General features: G+C 37.5%; 12 protein-coding genes and 1 pseudogene. 12 read left to right on the top strand and 1 reads right to left on the bottom strand.

The genetic code is table 11. The annotated features are described in order from the left end of the window. Positions 1-76: 76 nt before the first annotated feature. Entirely contained in the window at positions 77-949 is an 873-nt protein-coding gene (locus IGJ18_RS11090) for a helix-turn-helix domain-containing protein (RefSeq protein WP_311817318.1), read from the bottom strand. A 217-nt stretch (positions 950-1,166) separates the two neighbouring features. Between IGJ18_RS11090 and IGJ18_RS11085 the strand changes: the two genes are divergently transcribed. From IGJ18_RS11085 to IGJ18_RS11030, 12 genes and pseudogenes are all read left to right on the top strand, one after another. Next, positions 1,167-2,900, top strand: coding sequence for a fibronectin type III domain-containing protein (locus IGJ18_RS11085; protein WP_438843321.1), 1,734 nt, complete (start codon positions 1,167-1,169; stop codon positions 2,898-2,900). A gap of 561 nt (positions 2,901-3,461) precedes the next feature. Next, complete coding sequence (locus IGJ18_RS11080) at positions 3,462-4,481, top strand: NAD(P)H-dependent glycerol-3-phosphate dehydrogenase (RefSeq protein WP_438843320.1); 1,020 nt, start codon at positions 3,462-3,464, stop codon at positions 4,479-4,481. A 31-nt stretch (positions 4,482-4,512) separates the two neighbouring features. Then, positions 4,513-5,382 (top strand): UTP--glucose-1-phosphate uridylyltransferase GalU, encoded by an 870-nt coding sequence (gene galU / locus IGJ18_RS11075; protein ID WP_438843319.1) that lies wholly within the window; start codon positions 4,513-4,515, stop codon positions 5,380-5,382. Between the two features lie 169 nt (positions 5,383-5,551). Further along, positions 5,552-5,908, top strand: coding sequence for a hypothetical protein (locus tag IGJ18_RS11070; protein ID WP_010720747.1), 357 nt, complete (start codon positions 5,552-5,554; stop codon positions 5,906-5,908). A 780-nt stretch (positions 5,909-6,688) separates the two neighbouring features. Beyond that, a complete protein-coding gene (locus tag IGJ18_RS11065) occupies positions 6,689-7,288 on the top strand; it encodes an SIS domain-containing protein (protein ID WP_010737187.1) in 600 nt (199 codons plus the stop codon). Between the two features lie 680 nt (positions 7,289-7,968). After that, the gene (yfcC, locus tag IGJ18_RS11060) at positions 7,969-9,708 is read left to right on the top strand and encodes a putative basic amino acid antiporter YfcC (RefSeq protein ID WP_010720745.1); all 1,740 of its coding nucleotides are present in this window, start codon (positions 7,969-7,971) and stop codon (positions 9,706-9,708) included. 235 nt (positions 9,709-9,943) lie between these two features. Continuing rightward, positions 9,944-11,128, top strand: a complete 1,185-nt coding sequence (gene iadA, locus IGJ18_RS11055) for a beta-aspartyl-peptidase (protein ID WP_438843318.1) — start codon at positions 9,944-9,946, stop codon at positions 11,126-11,128. 88 nt (positions 11,129-11,216) lie between these two features. Further along, positions 11,217-11,441: a CsbD family protein gene (locus IGJ18_RS11050; protein ID WP_010720743.1), complete on the top strand. Its 225-nt coding sequence runs from the start codon at positions 11,217-11,219 to the stop codon at positions 11,439-11,441. Positions 11,442-12,199: 758 nt separating this feature from the next. Next, positions 12,200-13,879 (top strand): ribonuclease J, encoded by a 1,680-nt coding sequence (locus tag IGJ18_RS11045; protein WP_010720742.1) that lies wholly within the window; start codon positions 12,200-12,202, stop codon positions 13,877-13,879. 154 nt (positions 13,880-14,033) lie between these two features. After that, a pseudogene (locus IGJ18_RS11040) lies at positions 14,034-14,507 on the top strand (YbaK/EbsC family protein). A gap of 153 nt (positions 14,508-14,660) precedes the next feature. Continuing rightward, a complete protein-coding gene (locus IGJ18_RS11035) occupies positions 14,661-15,341 on the top strand; it encodes a metal-dependent hydrolase (RefSeq protein ID WP_010720740.1) in 681 nt (226 codons plus the stop codon). Between the two features lie 9 nt (positions 15,342-15,350). Then, the gene (locus IGJ18_RS11030) at positions 15,351-16,682 is read left to right on the top strand and encodes a DRTGG domain-containing protein (protein ID WP_438843317.1); all 1,332 of its coding nucleotides are present in this window, start codon (positions 15,351-15,353) and stop codon (positions 16,680-16,682) included. The last annotated feature ends 4 nt before the right edge of the window (positions 16,683-16,686 follow it).

The following is a 16,686-nucleotide window of genomic DNA, read 5'->3' as shown; positions in this document are numbered from 1 at the left end:
TATAACGAGGAGAACAGTAAGCTTAGATTGTTTGTCTAGCATTACAACAAAAATAACATCTTCCGGTTCGTTATTGTTAATTAGCTTTGTTTTTTAAACTGCTTTCAATCAATAAATTTTTGAGATTATTAAAATATTCTTTAGCATTAGTCAAATCTAACCACTCAAAAAAACGAAGACCCTTTTCGATTTCCGGGATGGCTGAATGATCGCCATCTGCTAATCGATCCAAAGCCGCAAATAATTTATACTGGGCAAGATCAATTGACTGTTTGTGGTTTTGCGTTAATCTTTTCAGTTCGCTTAGAAAAAGTTTTCTAAGAATCGCAGAATGACGGTTAAATGAGAGGCGTAAACCATTTAGAATAAAATTAGAGAAAAGTTCTGAATAGTAGGTAGCGTCTATGTACGTTTTCATTTTTGATACACTGGTTTGAAAGAGATGGATGATGTATTGATCATCAAAAATAAACAAACAGTTTGAAAAAATCGTTAGTTCAAAATGTCCCCAGGTTTCAATTTTTTCAAGATAATTTTTGATCACAAAAATTTCTTCTTCTATTTTCAAATTGGTATCAGTATGGTTGTAGAGGTAGTTCATAATCAATTTTCGTTGGGCATAAATCAAACGATAGTAGATGCTGCCTGTTTTTTCGTATTCGTTTAGTAGTTCTAATTCTTGTTCGTGAGTGATTTTTTTGGATGAGATGAGATAGTTGGTCAATTTTTGTTTATTCGTAAGTGAATTGCTATTAAGAAGAAATTGATACTCTTCTAAAGTAATGTTCATTCGTTCAAGGTAGTTAACTAATAGTTCAAAACTGATCTTTGTTCCTCTTGATTCAAACGCAGCAAGGGTTCCTCGTTGTGAGATACCTCGTGTCAACTGTTCTTGTGTTAAGCCACGTTCTTTTCTTAACTTACGAATCAGAGACGAATGGTTAGTCATATCTTTATCCTCCTAGTGTTTTTTTATATATATTGTAGATGTTTTTTTAAATATATCACAAATGTAATAAAATTTAAATAAAGCGTCATTTTTGCGCGATTTTAAAGAAGAAGTGCGTAATCGATTATTTGGGTGTTGCAATACTATGCAAATAATTGTAATCGTTTTAATTGATGGTGTAATATGTTATGTAATAAAGAATAATGGAGGCGGTTTGATGAAGAAAAAACTAGTATTATTTTCTGTAGGCGTGTTTAGTGCAATAGTAAGTGGAGGTACGACGGTTTTTGCAGCTGATGCAGCAGACACGATGCCTGACCTCGCGAATAAACAAATTGCAGTCGGATACTATCATAACTGGCAAGCGGAACAAGGCGCAGGCTATCAAGGAGGTCGTCCAGCCGACATTGATTTGGCCAAAATAAATCCTTTTTACAATGTAGTGACGGTTTCGTTTATGAAAGGAGAAGGGATTCCTACTTTTAAACCTTATAATATGACGGATCAGGCCTTTCGTGAAAAAGTAGCAACATTGAATGCGCAAGGGCGAGCAGTCATTATTTCTCTAGGAGGAGCAGATTCACATATTGAATTACATCGTGGCCAGGAACAAGCTTTTGCGAATGAAATCATTCGGTTAGTAGAAGTATATGGCTTTGATGGATTAGATATTGATTTGGAACAAACTGCGGTGGCTGCTGGGGATAATCAAACAGTCATTCCGGCGGCATTAAAAATCGTTCGTGAGCATTACAAGAAAGAAAACAAACATTTTATTATCTCAATGGCGCCTGAATTTCCATACTTAAGAACAAATGGGGCATATGTACCATATATTACAGCTTTACAAAATGAATATGACTTTATTGCCCCTCAATTGTATAATCAAGCAGGCGATGGGATCAGTGTTGGGACGGAATGGATTGCCCAAAACAATGACAATAAAAAGTATGAATTTTTGTACGGGATTTCAAAATCATTTAATGAAGGAAGCGGTGGCTTTATCCAAATTCCTGCAAGTAAACTAGCATTAGGGATCCCAGCTAACGAAGATGCCGCAGCGAATGGCTATGTTAAAGATCCTTCAAAGGTCTATCAAGTGTTTGAACAAATGAAAAAAGATCAAACGCCATTAAAAGGAATCATGACATGGAGTGTCAATTGGGACGAGGGCAGAAATAAAGCTGGGATTGCCTATAATCAGTCGTTTGCGAATGCTTATCAAGGATTGTTCAAAGAGCAAGTACCAGATACTGAGAAACCTTCTAAACCAGAAAATTTAAAAGGAACTGCAACGCAATCAAGCATTTCATTAAGCTGGTCAGCTTCTACTGATAATGTGCGTGTTTCTCATTATAATATTTATCAAAACAAACAACTCATTGGCACTAGTAACACAACCAATTATACGGTGAGCAATTTATCCCCTGACACAACCTATTCATTTACGGTTGAAGCAGTCGATACATCAGGAAATCGCTCAACATCGTCTGATGTATTAACGATCAGAACACAAGCTGGTTCACAATTACCAGCCCCTTCGATGCCAACTGGTCTAGTAGTAAAAGGTGTATCGCAAAACTCTGTGACACTCGGTTGGTCTGCAAATGATCCGAAAGAAGAGGTCATCGGCTATGAAATCTATCGAAATGGCGTTCTATTAACAACCACGATGACACCAGATTTTATAGACAAGGGATTAATGTCTGATACGACATACACTTATCAAATCGCAGCAGTCAATTCTTCTGGTATTTCTAAGAAAAGTCAACAAGTGACAGCGAAAACGACAGCAGATAATCAAGCAGAAGAATGGAAAATTGGGAAATTATATAATATTGGTGATATTGTGACCTATAAAGGAAATCTTTACCGTTGTCGTAACATCCACATGGGACAAATCGGTTGGGAACCTGATGTGGCTTTAGCATTATGGCTGAAGATCAGTTAATAAAGTTAACAAAATAAAAAAAGAGTCAGAGTGCAGTATGTCAGGGCTATTACAATGAGGATGTAATGAGGACATACACATATAAAGCGCACTCTGATTTTTTTACATAAAATTGTCAGAATCAAAATATAAGATAAGCCACGCAACCATTTTACATGCTCTGATCTAAATAGTTATTTTCAGTTGTTCAGGATGAGAGAATAAACAAAAGAAGAAAACACACAGTTCAATCTGAATTCTGGTGTTTTCTTCTTTTATCATTTAGTAACGATCGTACAAAAGTGATGGGACAAACGATGCAACCCATATCGCTGGAATAAAAATAACTGAAACATTAATTAAAATGGCGGTGTAACAGACCACATATTCTAGCCCCCCTTTCTAGTTGATTCAATGATTATTTATATGATAATTATAACGCTTTGAATGACATAAAATTAAAATGTATCTTAATACAACAATGTCAAGTGTTAAACAAACTGTTAAAACGGGAAAAATAGTTTTCAACATTTAGAGTATCTATACTATAATAGTTACTATCAACTATTTGGAGGAATATCAATGAAACAAAAAATTGCAGTTTTAGGCCCAGGCTCTTGGGGGACTGCTTTAGCGCAAACCTTAGCAGAAAACGGACATGATGTTCGTATTTGGGGAAATGTTCCTGAACAAATCGATGAAATTAATCAGTATCATACAAATAAACAATTTTTACCTAACCTAAAAATTTCCGAAACGATTATCGGTTATAAAGAATTAGCAGAAGCAGTGAAGGATGTCGATGCGGTTTTATTCGTTGTACCAACGAAAGCCATTCGTTCAGTTGCTCAAGAATTGATTGAGAAAATGAATACTAAACCAATCATCATTCATGCAAGTAAAGGGTTAGAGCAAGGAACACATAAACGCATTTCTGAAGTTATTGCTGAAGAGATTCCAGAGGAAAAAAGAAAGGCAATCGTCGTGCTTTCTGGACCAAGCCACGCGGAAGAAGTTGCTGTTCATGATATTACGACCATTACTGCTGCAAGCATTGATCAGCAAGCGGCAATGTATGTGCAAGATCTGTTCATGAATGATTATTTTAGAATTTATACGAATAATGATGTCATCGGAGTTGAAACGGGTGCGGCTTTAAAAAATATCATTGCTATCGGTGCTGGTGCCATCCATGGATTAGGTTTTGGTGATGATGCAAAAGCGGCGATCATGACTCGAGGATTAGCGGAGATTAGCCGTCTAGGAGTGGCAATGGGTGCCAATCCATTGACATTTATTGGCTTGAGTGGTGTAGGTGACTTGATCGTGACTTGTACAAGTGTTCATTCTCGTAACTGGCGAGCAGGAAATTTGCTTGGTCAAGGACATAAGTTAGAAGAAGTACTTGAGAATATGGGAATGGTTGTTGAAGGAGTCTCTACTACTAAAGCTGCGGTTGAATTAGCGGAACAACTAGGGGTAGAGATGCCGATCACACAGACAATCTACAATGTATTATATAATGGAGAAGACATCAAACAAGCAGCCAAAGAAATCATGTTGCGAGATGGTAAAATAGAGAATGAATTTTCATTAAGCTAAGGGCTTATATTGAAATGAAAGGACGGGGTGTATGAAAGTTAAGAAAGCAATCATACCTGCAGGTGGTTTAGGCACGCGTTTTTTACCTGCGACAAAAGCAATGGCTAAAGAAATGCTTCCTATTGTTGACAAACCAACGATCCAATTCATTGTTGAAGAAGCGTTAAAATCTGGGATTGAAGATATTTTAATTGTTACTGGGAAAGAAAAACGTCCTATCGAAGATCATTTTGATGCTAACCTTGAATTGGAATTAAATCTGCGTGAGAAGGGAAAACTCGATTTATTAAGTACCATCAAGGAAACGGAAGCTGTTAATCTTCATTTTATCCGACAATCTTACCCTAAAGGATTAGGGCATGCAGTTCTTCAGGCCAAAGCATTTGTAGGAGATGAACCATTTGTTGTCATGTTAGGGGACGACTTGATGGTGGATCAAGTCCCTTTGACAAAACAGCTAATGATGGACTTCGAGGAAACTCATTCATCAACGATTGCAGTGATGGAAGTTTTGCCAGAAGATACAGGAAAATATGGAATCATTGATCCTGGAGAGGAAGAAAAAACTGGGTTATATCGAGTAAGAAAAATGGTAGAAAAACCTACTCCTCAAGAGGCGCCTAGTAACCTTGCCATTATTGGACGCTATTTATTAACACCAGACATTTTTCCAATACTCGAAACGCAAACACCAGGTGCGGGCAATGAAATCCAATTAACGGATGCGATTGATACATTAAATCGCCATCAAAAAGTCTATGCAAGAAATTTTAAAGGGAGACGATATGATGTTGGTGATAAATATGGTTACATGCGAACCAATATTGATTATGGGTTACAACATCCAGAAATCGGCGCTGACCTTAAAGAGTATCTGATACAACTTAGTAAAGAGTTATAATTTCTAAACTAAGGTACTTTTACTTGGTCTTATCTAGTTCGTTGCTTAAATTTTAGTAAAATACTTTTTGTTAGCTATTAAAATAAACGTCATTTTTCTTATTATGTAGTAATATAAAAGAGTTATGGCAAAATTGACTTTTAAATACAGAAAAGGTGTGTAGCTTTGTATGGGAAAATTGATTACAATCGGTCAAACACTTCTTGATGGATTGAAATGGCTGATGGAAGGAAATAACTGGTTGTTTTTGACTCCATTGGTGCTAATTTGTGGATATGTTTTCATTCAAATGGCTAGAAAAAAAGAGAAATTATTGATTTTTATCTGGTATTTAGCAACAATTTCTATTTTAAGTGTTATGCTTGAACTTGCTTTAGGTGCGTGGGAAGCTATGATTTTTGCTTTGATATTTATCATAGGTTATTTCATCATCTTTATCCCTTATTTCTTTAGAGGCGTTCATATCGGCAAAAAAGGCAGACACACGGCTTCTCATCGCAGAACAAAACGATCAGATAAACGCTAAAAGCAGTGAGTTAAGAAAGTTGATCCATGTAGCTTGCAACTACGGTTATTGCTCGCTTGAGTTTTTCGTTAGAACAAAGCAATCGCTGGTTAAATCCATTTTATTTGGATGAGCGGTTGCTTTTTTGTCTGGTTTTAGGGTCTGAGTATACCATTTAAGGAATGGGAGTTAGCAAAAATCAGTAGGGGAGAGTCATCCTGGTAGGCTAAGCAAAAAAATGATCATGACATGTCTAATTGTGGACGGCAAATTTATTTATTTAAGTAGATATTGGCTGTTATCATTGTTAAAAAATAAATCTAAAAACAAGAATCCTATCGTGATAGGATTCTTGTTCAGTTAAAAAAGTTGATTTATATGTCAAGAAAACAGACCATGGTTTTTTTATTTTTTCGGACTTGCACTTGTCTGATAGATTACTTAAAATGATTGAAGATAGAAACAGCAGAATAAAAAAAGGCTCCCTAATAGTTAGCGGCAACTAACTATCAGGGAATGACCAGTCACACGTATACACCCTGACCGATCATTTGCCATAGTCAATGCAAGGCATCGACCGTATTTATTGTACCTAATTTCTGGGGAGATTTCTACCCTTGTGTCGGTTTTTCGATGGTCGGTAGCTCGTTTATTTACTATGTCAAGGTATTGGGCAGTATGCTCAATGCCTTTTTTTATCTTTCATTTTCAAGCAAAAGGTTGATACGTCTTAACTGATTTCTTTTTTTATGTTTTAGCGCACTTGCTGTTTTTGTTGTGAAATTAAAGGTGGAGAAATAAATGAGTTTACGCTATTTTGATTATTATCAGCAACTAGAAAAGAAATTAAGAATCGAAGAACCCTTGATGGTTCAAGCTGCTTCTTTAATTGCTCGTCAAGTTTCATTAGGTGGACGTTTACAAATCTTTGCTAGTCGTACACTAAGCGGGATAGCATTTGAGTTTTGGGAGCATTTACCTGAAATGATACCGGGCAAGTTAATTGAAAATCCGGCAAATGGGATATATGAAACTTTGGAAGGAACAGGAAAAGCGATCATTGATCAGCTCTCTGTCAAACAAGCAGATATTTTTCTACTTCTTTCCAATGAAGGCAGGGATCCAAGTATTGTGGAGTTAGCTCAATGGATCAAGTCAAATGGTCATTTACTGATTATTGTTACTGGATTTGATCTCTCGCGAAGTATCAAATCACAACACAGTAATGGGTTGCGACTGTTTGAATTTGCTGACCTAGTATTGGATAACCATGCACAAATGAATGATACCGCTTTATCATTGTCAGAAGTTGAGCTTGCTCTTTGTGATAGTTCCTCTATCGCTACCATATTACTATTGCAGCAAACCCTATATTTTACAGTCTGCCAGCTGATTCGTTAGGGAACGTAAAAATAGAATGAATGGAAACATTGCCTTGAAGTAGATGAAAAAGGGACACCTTTGAATAAAACTAGGAACATTCGGCGATTTCTAAGTGTTAGTGTAAAAAGTAGAGCAAGGTAACCTCTTTTTTCAATAGTTAAAACAAGCAAAATATCACAAAGAAGAGACAAAAAAGAATTCACTTGAATTCTTTTTTGTCTCTTAATACACGTTGATGAAAGAGTCTTCCCCAAAACTCTTTACATTGCAATTATAGTACATTAGTTATGATTATTGCAATGAAGATTGTTTATAGATTAAAAAAAGTCTGAAGCAGCTATTTTTTCTCATAGACTATCTGTTTTTTTATTCGTTTTTTTTCGGATAAATAATGAATAAAAAATTCTATTTATATCGAATGTTGAAAAAATATACATATTTTAAAAATGATAAAATATAATTTGTTTTTCTTCATAAATAATAAAACAAGTAAAGATATCATATGAAACTAATTGATTATATCCTTGCATCACAAAATACAAGAGAATTATTTAACTTTTTTTGGTTGCTTTTAACAAAAATAAAAAAGATTGCTTTAATAGATAATTAATGTGTTTAGCGTTTTTTTGCTGTATAATCTAATCTGATATTGATTGTTTTATTCATAAAAATTTAAAGATAGAAAGGAAGACTTCATAGTGAAGAAGCAAGTGTCTTCGGGGAAATCCAAACGGGATCTCACAAAAATGACGACACCCCATACTTATGTCATCATTTTTGGAGTGGTCATCCTTGCTTGGTTGCTGACATTTATTGTACCAGCAGGAAAATTTAGTACACAAGATATCGAATACCAAGATGCAAATGGAGAAACAAGTACGCGAACTGTATTACGCCAAGATTCATTTCGTTATGCTTATGCCTTGGATCGCTCCTATGTATTTGATCAATTAGAGAAGTTACAAAATGATCCGACGGAAAGAGAGAAATTAAAAGTCCCTGAAAAAGGGTTAGAAGAAGTGATTTCTGAAGGTGAAAAGAAATTAACGCAAGAAAAGTTAGATGAAATCTCTTTAACAGATGATGTACTTTATGACCAATTTGGCGAACGCATTTATGATACTTCAAAAAAACTCCATAAAACGGCTCGAGTATGGGGGACCGATGATTTTGGTGGTTTCGGATTTTTGAATTTTGTCTTTGAAGGGTTAGTTTCAGGAGACAAGTATGGATCGGCTGTCGGAATCGCTGCACTTATTTTAGTTGTTGGTGGTGCTTTTGGAATTATCATGCGCACCGGGGCAATTGATGCAGGGATCTATGCTTTCATCAGTAAGACAAGGGGACTGGAGCGTTTAGCCTTACCGCTATTATTTTTTGCTTTTTCATTCGGTGGCGCGACATTCGGCATGGCAGAGGAAGTCATTCCTTTTTCTATGGTGATGGTCCCATTTGTGATAGCTCTTGGTTATGACTCGATCGTTGCAGTAACAGTCACGTATGTCGCCTCTCAAGTCGGAAATGCGACTTCCTGGATGAGTCCGTTTAGTGTAGCAGTTGCTCAAGGGATCGCTGGCATTCCAGTGTTATCGGGTGCGACGTTCCGATTGATCATGTGGGTCGTTATCACAGCGTTATCTGCTGGCTATTTGATGATTTATGGGGAGAAAATCCGTAAAAACCCTGAAAGCTCATTGACGTATAAATCAGATGATTATTTCAGAAGTCATTTGAAAAAAACAACCGACGAAAAAAAAGCGTTTATGTTGGGACACAAATTGATTTTACTTGAAATGCTCATCGTATTGGTTTGGATCGTTTGGGGTGTTACGCAAGAAGGGTATTATATCCCAGAAATTGCTTCACAATTTTTTGTTATGGGATTAGTCGCAGGGATCATTGCAGTAATCTTCAAATTGGATGGCATGCGGATCAATGATATTGCCTCTTCTTTCCAATCGGGTGCTGCTGATCTAGCTGGAACAGCAATCGTTGTAGGGATGGCAAAAGGGATCTTATTAGTATTAGGTGGCTCAGATGCTTCTGTTCCTTCTGCTTTAAACACCATTCTACATGGTATCGGTACAGCTTTAGCAGGAGTACCAGCGGCTATCGGAGCGTGGGCAATGTATATTTTCCAAAGCCTGTTTAATTTAGTCGTGACATCCAATTCTGGTCAAGCGGCGTTAACGATGCCAATCATGGCACCACTTGCTGACTTAGTAGGGGTCTCTCGTCAAGTAGCTGTATTAGCTTATCAATTAGGCGCTGGATTTATGGATGCCTTTACCCCTGTATCAGCTAGTTTGATTGGTGTCTTAGGTGTTGCACGTATCGAGTGGGCAAAATGGGCAAGATTCCAAATCAAAATGCAAGGTTTCTTTTTTGTCCTAGGTACTATCTTTATCATGATTGCGATAGCAATCGGCTTACAATAGCGAAGCAATAAAGTTAAGGCTAGTGAAGAATCCACGAATCGTGTTTTTTCTGATGACAGAGGAACTCGATGCTTTTTCAAACTTACTAGCCAAAAAGTTGACTTATAGAAAGCAAGCCGAAGAGACTGAAAATAGTTTGTCTTATTTTCATTATTCTTCGGCTTTTTTATACTAAAAATAGTTACTTTTGAAACAAAGAAAATCAAAATATCGGTATCAGAAAGGATGAAGTCAAATGAAAATCATTCGTCAAATTGAGGTCTATGCACCAGATTATTTAGGGGTCATGGATGTATTGATTGCCGGGGATAAAATTATTGCGCTTGAAGAAGCGTTGACCGGTGGCTATGCTGAGTTAGAAGTGGAAGAAATTTCCGGTAGTGGGAAAGTGTTGACACCGGGCTTTATTGATTGCCATTTTCACCTTTTAGGTGGAGGTGGAGAGGGCGGTTTTCAAAATCGTACGCCAGAAGTAACTTTAAGTCAATTGACGACAGCGGGTGTAACAACAGTTGTTGGGTGTTTGGGAACAGATGGTGAAGGTCGTGACATGACTGCACTTATCAGTAAGGCAAAAGGCTTAGAAGCAGAAGGAATCTCAACTTACGTCTATGAAGGTTCTTATCGGTTACCACTCAAAACGGTTACGGATTCAATCATCAAAGATTTTTTGACAATTGATAAAATCATCGGAATTGGCGAAATTGCTGTTTCTGACCATCGATCATCTCAGCCTACATTTGAAGAATTTTCTCGAGCAACTGCTGATGCCCGAGTAGGAGGTATGTTGTCTGGTAAAGCTGGTATCGTCAATGTCCATTTAGGTGGAGGAAAACGTAAACTAGAGTTATTAACAAGGGTAGTTGAGGAAACCGAGATTCCGATTACGCAATTTTTACCTACCCATGCCAACCGCACGCCAGAACTTTTAACAGCTTGTATCGAGTTTGCGAAAAAAGGTGGGACAATTGATTTCACAGCGAGCGAAGATCCTGATTTTTGGGAACGAACAGATGGGGAAGTCCGCTCTAGTAAAGCTTTAAAACAGTTGATCGAAGCTGGCGTTTCCCTTGATCATTTTACAATGTCATCTGATGGACAAGGAAGTTTACCTTACTTTGATGAAAAAAATCACTTTCTTGGTATGGGTGTCGGAAGCGCAAAATCACTACTGGTAGGTATCAAAGAAGCGGTAGAAAAAGAAGAGATTCCACTTGAAGTAGCCTTGCGAGCAATCACAGTCAATCCCGCTCGTGTGTTAAAGCTGGAGCGAAAAGGAACAATCAAAGTAGGGAACGATGCTGATCTATGTATACTTGACAAAGAAACCTTAGCCATCGAAACAGTGATCGCCAAAGGACAAGTAATGGTTGAAAACAAAGAAGTTAAAGTGTGGGGAACCTTTGAAAAAACGATCTAAGAGCATACTGTTTGTCTGTTTTTCAAGTTGATGATACCCTGATAATAGTTAGATAGTTAGAAATGAGAAATTTAAGGGAGGAATTAAGATGGCAGATTTAAAAGGACGTTCTGAAGATGCAAAAGACAAAGTAGTTGGTAAAGGAAAAGAAGCTTACGGTAAAGCAACAGATGATAAAAGCAAAGAAGCTGAAGGAAAAGCACAATCACTTGGTGCTGATATCAAAGAAAAAGCTCGTAATTTAGGCGATGATATCAAAGAAGGCTTTGAAGATGTCAAAGAAAAATTCTCCAAAAAAGATGATAAAAAATAGTTTCTCCAAAAGAGAAGTTTGGTTAAAACTTTGAGAATGATCCTCTGGTTTTATCCAAAGCGAGTTCTTAAGGAAGATTGATTGTAAAAGACGATAGATTTGGTTTATTGTGTTTTGCACCTCTTATAGTTAGTAAACGAACTTTTGAGGTGCGCCACGATACCAATTCTACCGTCTTTTTTTAGTATGCGTTCCAGCAAATCTATCGATGTACTCTCTCGAATTATGATAAGTATAATTATAAGTCAATGAACTTAATAGAGCTTTGAAGTGATTGGTAGTAAGAAAGCTTTTATTGAGATCGAAAATCCTACTATAGTTATTCCTAAAAATATGGTAAAATAGACGGAGTATGTTTGTAACAGAAGAACGGATAAAAGTAGACAGTTTGTTAAATTGAGACTGTTTTAATCAACGACTTGAGGCAAGATTGGTTGTGCTTTATAAAACCAGGCTTTTTTTCTTGAAAATAGCAGATGCTAGCGATTTATCTAATTTGTTGTATAATGATGGGGAGTAGTCGAATCCATTGTTTTCGACTTTTGTGTTAAAAATAATCGATTCATCGCTTTAATGAAACTTATTCAAAAATGGCAGAAGATAAACAAGAGGACTGTCAATCAGCTGCTTTTTCTTGCTAAGCAATAGAAGAAGTCAGCTAAAATTTTGTGAGTTGCTCATTGAGATGAATCATCTATTTAGTTAAAGAAGAGAATCGATGTCTTTAAACTTGGACATCATAAGAAGAGGTGAAATTTGTGAGTACCATTAAAATTATCCCTTTAGGCGGCGTACGTGAAAATGGAAAAAATATGTACATCGCTGAAGTGGGAGAAGATATTTTTGTTTTAGACTGTGGTTTAAAATATCCTGAAAACGAATTGTTAGGTATTGATGTAGTCATTCCTGACTTTACGTATCTGGAAGAAAACATTGATCGGGTAGCGGGAGTCTTTTTGACACATGGACATGCAGATGCGATCGGAGCGTTACCTTATTTACTTTCTAAGCTCTCTGTACCAGTATTTGGAACCGAGTTAACGATCGAGCTTGCTAAATTGAGTGTGGGACGAAATGATGCAGCAAAAGGTTTCAAAGATTTCCATGTAGTCGATGAACACACGGAGATTGATTTTGGCGAGACGATCGTCAGCTTTTTCCGAACCACCCACACGATTCCAGACTCAGTCGGGATCAACTTGAAAACCAAAGAGGGCAGTATCGTTTACACAGGCGATTTTAAATTCGATCAGACAGCTATTCCAATGTATCAAACTGATTATGCTCGTTTGGCAGAAATCGGTAAAGAAGGCGTATTGGCATTACTTAGTGAATCAGCGAACGCTGAAAACTCAGTTCCTGTAGCATCAGAGCTGCAGATTGCGGATGAAGTCTTCGATACGATCAAGTATTGGGAAGGTAGAATCATCGTTGCTTGTGTGGCAAGTAATCTACAGCGGGTTCAACAAGTCTTGGATGCAGCCGAAAAGGCACAAAGAAAAGTAGTATTGACAGGGCAAGATTTTGAACGGATCATCCGAACAGCAATGCGTCTGGAAAAACTACAACTTCCGAGTGAAGATTTGCTTGTGACCTTGAAGGACATGAAGAAATACAAACCAGAAGAAATCATCATTTTAGAAACTGGACGGATGGGTGAACCAATTAAGTCGTTGCAAAAAATGGCCAATAAAACCCACCGTAATATCAAAATCGAAGAAGGCGACTTAGTCTATATCACAACTACTCCAAGTATTGCGATGGAAACGATGGTAGCTAAAACAGAGGATATCATTTATCGTGCAGGTGGTACGGTCAAATTGATCTCTGAGAACATGCGAGTGTCTGGACATGCGAATCCTAATGATCTTCAGTTGATGCTTAATTTGATGAGACCAACTTATTTTATTCCTGTTCAAGGTGAATATCGTGAATTAGCTGCTCATGCTGATTTAGCTCATGCCGTCGGGATCCCTTACAAAAACATTTACATCACAGGACGTGGTGATGTGTTGGAATATAAAAATAAACGGATGAGTGTCGCTGGAACGATCAGTGCTGAAAATGTGATGATCGATGGTTTAGGAATTGGTGATATTGGTAATATTGTGTTACGTGACCGTAAAATCTTGTCAGAAGATGGTATCTTTGTAGCTGTAGTTACTATTAGTCGCCGTGAAAAGAAAATCGTCTCAAAACCACAAATCACATCTCGCGGTTTCGTTTATGTCAAAGCTAGTCGTGATTTGATGAAAGAAAGTGGGACGATGATCGAAGAAATCGTGGAAAAACACTTGGAAAGTAACGACTTTGAGTGGAGTAAATTAAAACAAGACATTCGAGATCAATTAGGACGCTACCTATTTGAACAAACAAAACGTCGTCCAGTGATTTTACCAGTGATCATGGAAGCAACACAACGTAGAGGCAAAAAATAATTGAAACAATAATGGTATGGAAAAGGTCGTAATCTTTTAAAGAGGCGACTTTTCCATACCATTTTTTGTATCAGTTGAACCAAAGTTCTTGCTCGTTCTTTTTTTTCTATTTTTTTGTAAAATAAAAGAGAAGGAAATGGAAGGAAGATAGTAGATGAAAACAAAAGTAGAAGAATATTTAGAAAAAGAAAGAATTTCTTACGAAGCTCTGACATTTAATTAGACAGAATTGAATGATTTTCAAAAAGTACTCAAGCAAAAACAGATTGATCAAAACAGTGTTTGTAAAACATTAGTTTTGAAAGGGGATAAAACAGGTGTAATCATTGCCGTTGTTCCATTGTCGGAACATTTAGATTACAAAAAAACCAGGAAAATTTCTGGTGATCACAAAGTCGGTTTTCCCGGAATGGATTTTGTGATGGCATCTACTGGTTATCCACATGGTGCAAATACACCGATCGGCATTTATCGTAAACACCCAGATTATCTTTTTTTAGTTGATGCATCTTTCAAAGAAAAGCAAATGTTGGTCATGTCAAGTGGCGAAATTGGCAGAAGCATTAAGATCGCTAGAACAGACTTCGAAAAAATAGTTCCTTTTACGTATGCAGAGTTAGTGGAGTAGCGTACTTAGAGTGGTTTGAGCTGATTTGCCACTTGGTACAAACTGTATTATCTGTTACAATGATTACGTATGTACTGTACTATTATTTAGGATTATTCTCTAAATGAAATCGGTTTATTTAATGTATGAAAGAAAGTAAAAGGAGTGAGAAAAGTGAAAATTACTTATCACGGACATTCATGTGTGTCGATCGAAATGAAAAATGGTGAACGCTTGATTATCGACCCGTTTATTACAGGCAATCCGTTAACAGATTTAACAGTGGATAAGGTAGAAGTAGACTGGGTTTTAGTTACTCATGGGCACAACGATCATGTAGGAGACATGGTGCCGATTGCTAAACAAAATGATGCAACGATTATCAGCATTGTTGAGATTACAAATTATGCGGAACAGTTAGGTGCCAAAGGACATGGGATGAATATTGGTGGAAAATATGAATTTCCATTTGGGATCGTAAAATTTGTTCCTGCCCAGCACAGCTCAAGTTATGAGGTAGCTGGCACACCGCTTTATATGGGCGAACCTAGTGGGATTGTGATCCAAGCAGAAGGAAAAACGATCTATCACGCAGGAGATACCGCTGATTTTAGTGATTTGGCTTTACTTGCCGAACAATTTACCATTGACGTTGCCTTTTTACCAATTGGTGATAATTTTACAATGGGACCAGAAGATGCAGCGAGAGCAGCAAAACGGATTGGCGCTAAGCTAGTCGTTCCTATCCATTACAATACATTTCCTGTTATCCAACAAGATCCTCAACTATTTATTGAGAAGTTGGCAGGGAACGAAGGAAAAATAATGAGCGTTTCTGAAACGCTGGAAGTGTAGGTTAAAGATATGGCGACGAAACATGACTTGATTTTAGAATATATCGAAAGCTTACCGGTTGGAAATCGTATTTCAGTCAGAAGCATAGCAAAAGAATTAAACGTAAGTGAAGGAACGGCCTATCGTGCCATCAAGGATGCTGAAAATATCGGATTAGTTTCAACGATCCAACGTGTCGGAACAATCCGGATTGAGCGGAAATTGAAAAAACATATTGAACGACTGACGTTTGGGGAAGTCGTCAGGATCATTGAAGGAGATGTATTGGGAGGCGCAACAGGATTAGACAAAGTATTGAATAAATTTGTGATCGGTGCGATGACGAAACATGCGATGGAACGCTATATCACACCAGGATCACTGATGATCGTCGGTAACCGCTCGGAAGTTCAAAAATTAGCTTTAGAAGATGGAGCCGCCGTGCTGATTACTGGTGGATTTGACACTACCCCCGAGATTGCTCGCTTAGCAGATGAATTAGCGATGCCGATTCTTCGTACGACTTATGATACCTTTACCGTAGCGACGATGATCAACCGTGCTTTGAGTGATCAATTGATTAAAAAAGACATTATGCTTGTCAGTGATATCTATATGTCAGCAGAAAAGACACACTACCTGCTACAAACAGATACGATCGCCGATTATCAAAAACTATCAGAGGAAACGCACCATTCACGATTTCCAGTAGTGAACCGTCACATGCGCTTGATGGGAATTATTACTGCTAAAGATGTACTTGGTAAAGCAGATACACAAGTAATTGAGCGGGTCATGACAAAAGACCCGATCAGTGTGAAAAAAACCATGAGTGTTGCTTCTGTCAGCCATCAAATGATCTGGGATGGTTTAGAAGTCATGCCAGTCGTTTCGGATGATTTGACACTTGAAGGGCTGATTACTCGGCAAGATGTGATGAAAGCCATGCAGTTAGTTCAGCGACAACCGCAAATTGCAGATACGATCTCTGACCAAATCTCAGGAGGAATCCAAACGATCGATCGAGACCGAGACGGGAATCTTTTGGCAAATCCAAAGTTTAAATTTGTGGTTACCCCTCAAATGGTCAATGGGGTCGGTACGATTTCATTTGGTGTATTAAGTGAGATCCTTTCTGATGTTGCACAAAAAACCATGGTATTAAATCAACGCAGAAATATCATGATCGAACAGATGAGTCTCCATTATCTACGTTTAATCCAACTTGAAAGCGAATTGGATATTCGTCCGAGAGTGCTTGAAATTGGTCGGAGATCAGCCAAACTAGACATTGAAGTATATATCGAAAATACGATCGTTTCCAAGGTAATCGTTGTTTGCCAAGTAATGGAACGTTCATAGAAAG

It is taken from the genome of Enterococcus sp. AZ078 (genome assembly GCF_051714985.1).
Lineage (GTDB): Bacteria > Bacillota > Bacilli > Lactobacillales > Enterococcaceae > Enterococcus_B > Enterococcus_B hirae.
The sequence above is the reverse complement of the archived record's forward strand: the minus strand, read 5'-3'. Positions and strand labels throughout refer to the sequence as shown.

Bases quoted from the DNA above. Each gene is read 5' to 3' on its own strand.
- galU (WP_438843319.1), top strand. From the start codon at position 4,513: ATGAAAGTTAAGAAAGCAATCATACCTGCAGGTGGTTTAGGCACGCGT.
- iadA (WP_438843318.1), top strand. From the start codon at position 9,944: ATGAAAATCATTCGTCAAATTGAGGTCTATGCACCAGATTATTTAGGG.
- IGJ18_RS11050 (WP_010720743.1), top strand. From the start codon at position 11,217: ATGGCAGATTTAAAAGGACGTTCTGAAGATGCAAAAGACAAAGTAGTT.
- IGJ18_RS11030 (WP_438843317.1), top strand. From the start codon at position 15,351: ATGGCGACGAAACATGACTTGATTTTAGAATATATCGAAAGCTTACCG.
- IGJ18_RS11090 (WP_311817318.1), bottom strand. From the start codon at position 949: ATGACTAACCATTCGTCTCTGATTCGTAAGTTAAGAAAAGAACGTGGC.
- IGJ18_RS11070 (WP_010720747.1), top strand. From the start codon at position 5,552: ATGGGAAAATTGATTACAATCGGTCAAACACTTCTTGATGGATTGAAA.
- IGJ18_RS11085 (WP_438843321.1), top strand. From the start codon at position 1,167: ATGAAGAAAAAACTAGTATTATTTTCTGTAGGCGTGTTTAGTGCAATA.
- IGJ18_RS11080 (WP_438843320.1), top strand. From the start codon at position 3,462: ATGAAACAAAAAATTGCAGTTTTAGGCCCAGGCTCTTGGGGGACTGCT.
- IGJ18_RS11065 (WP_010737187.1), top strand. From the start codon at position 6,689: ATGAGTTTACGCTATTTTGATTATTATCAGCAACTAGAAAAGAAATTA.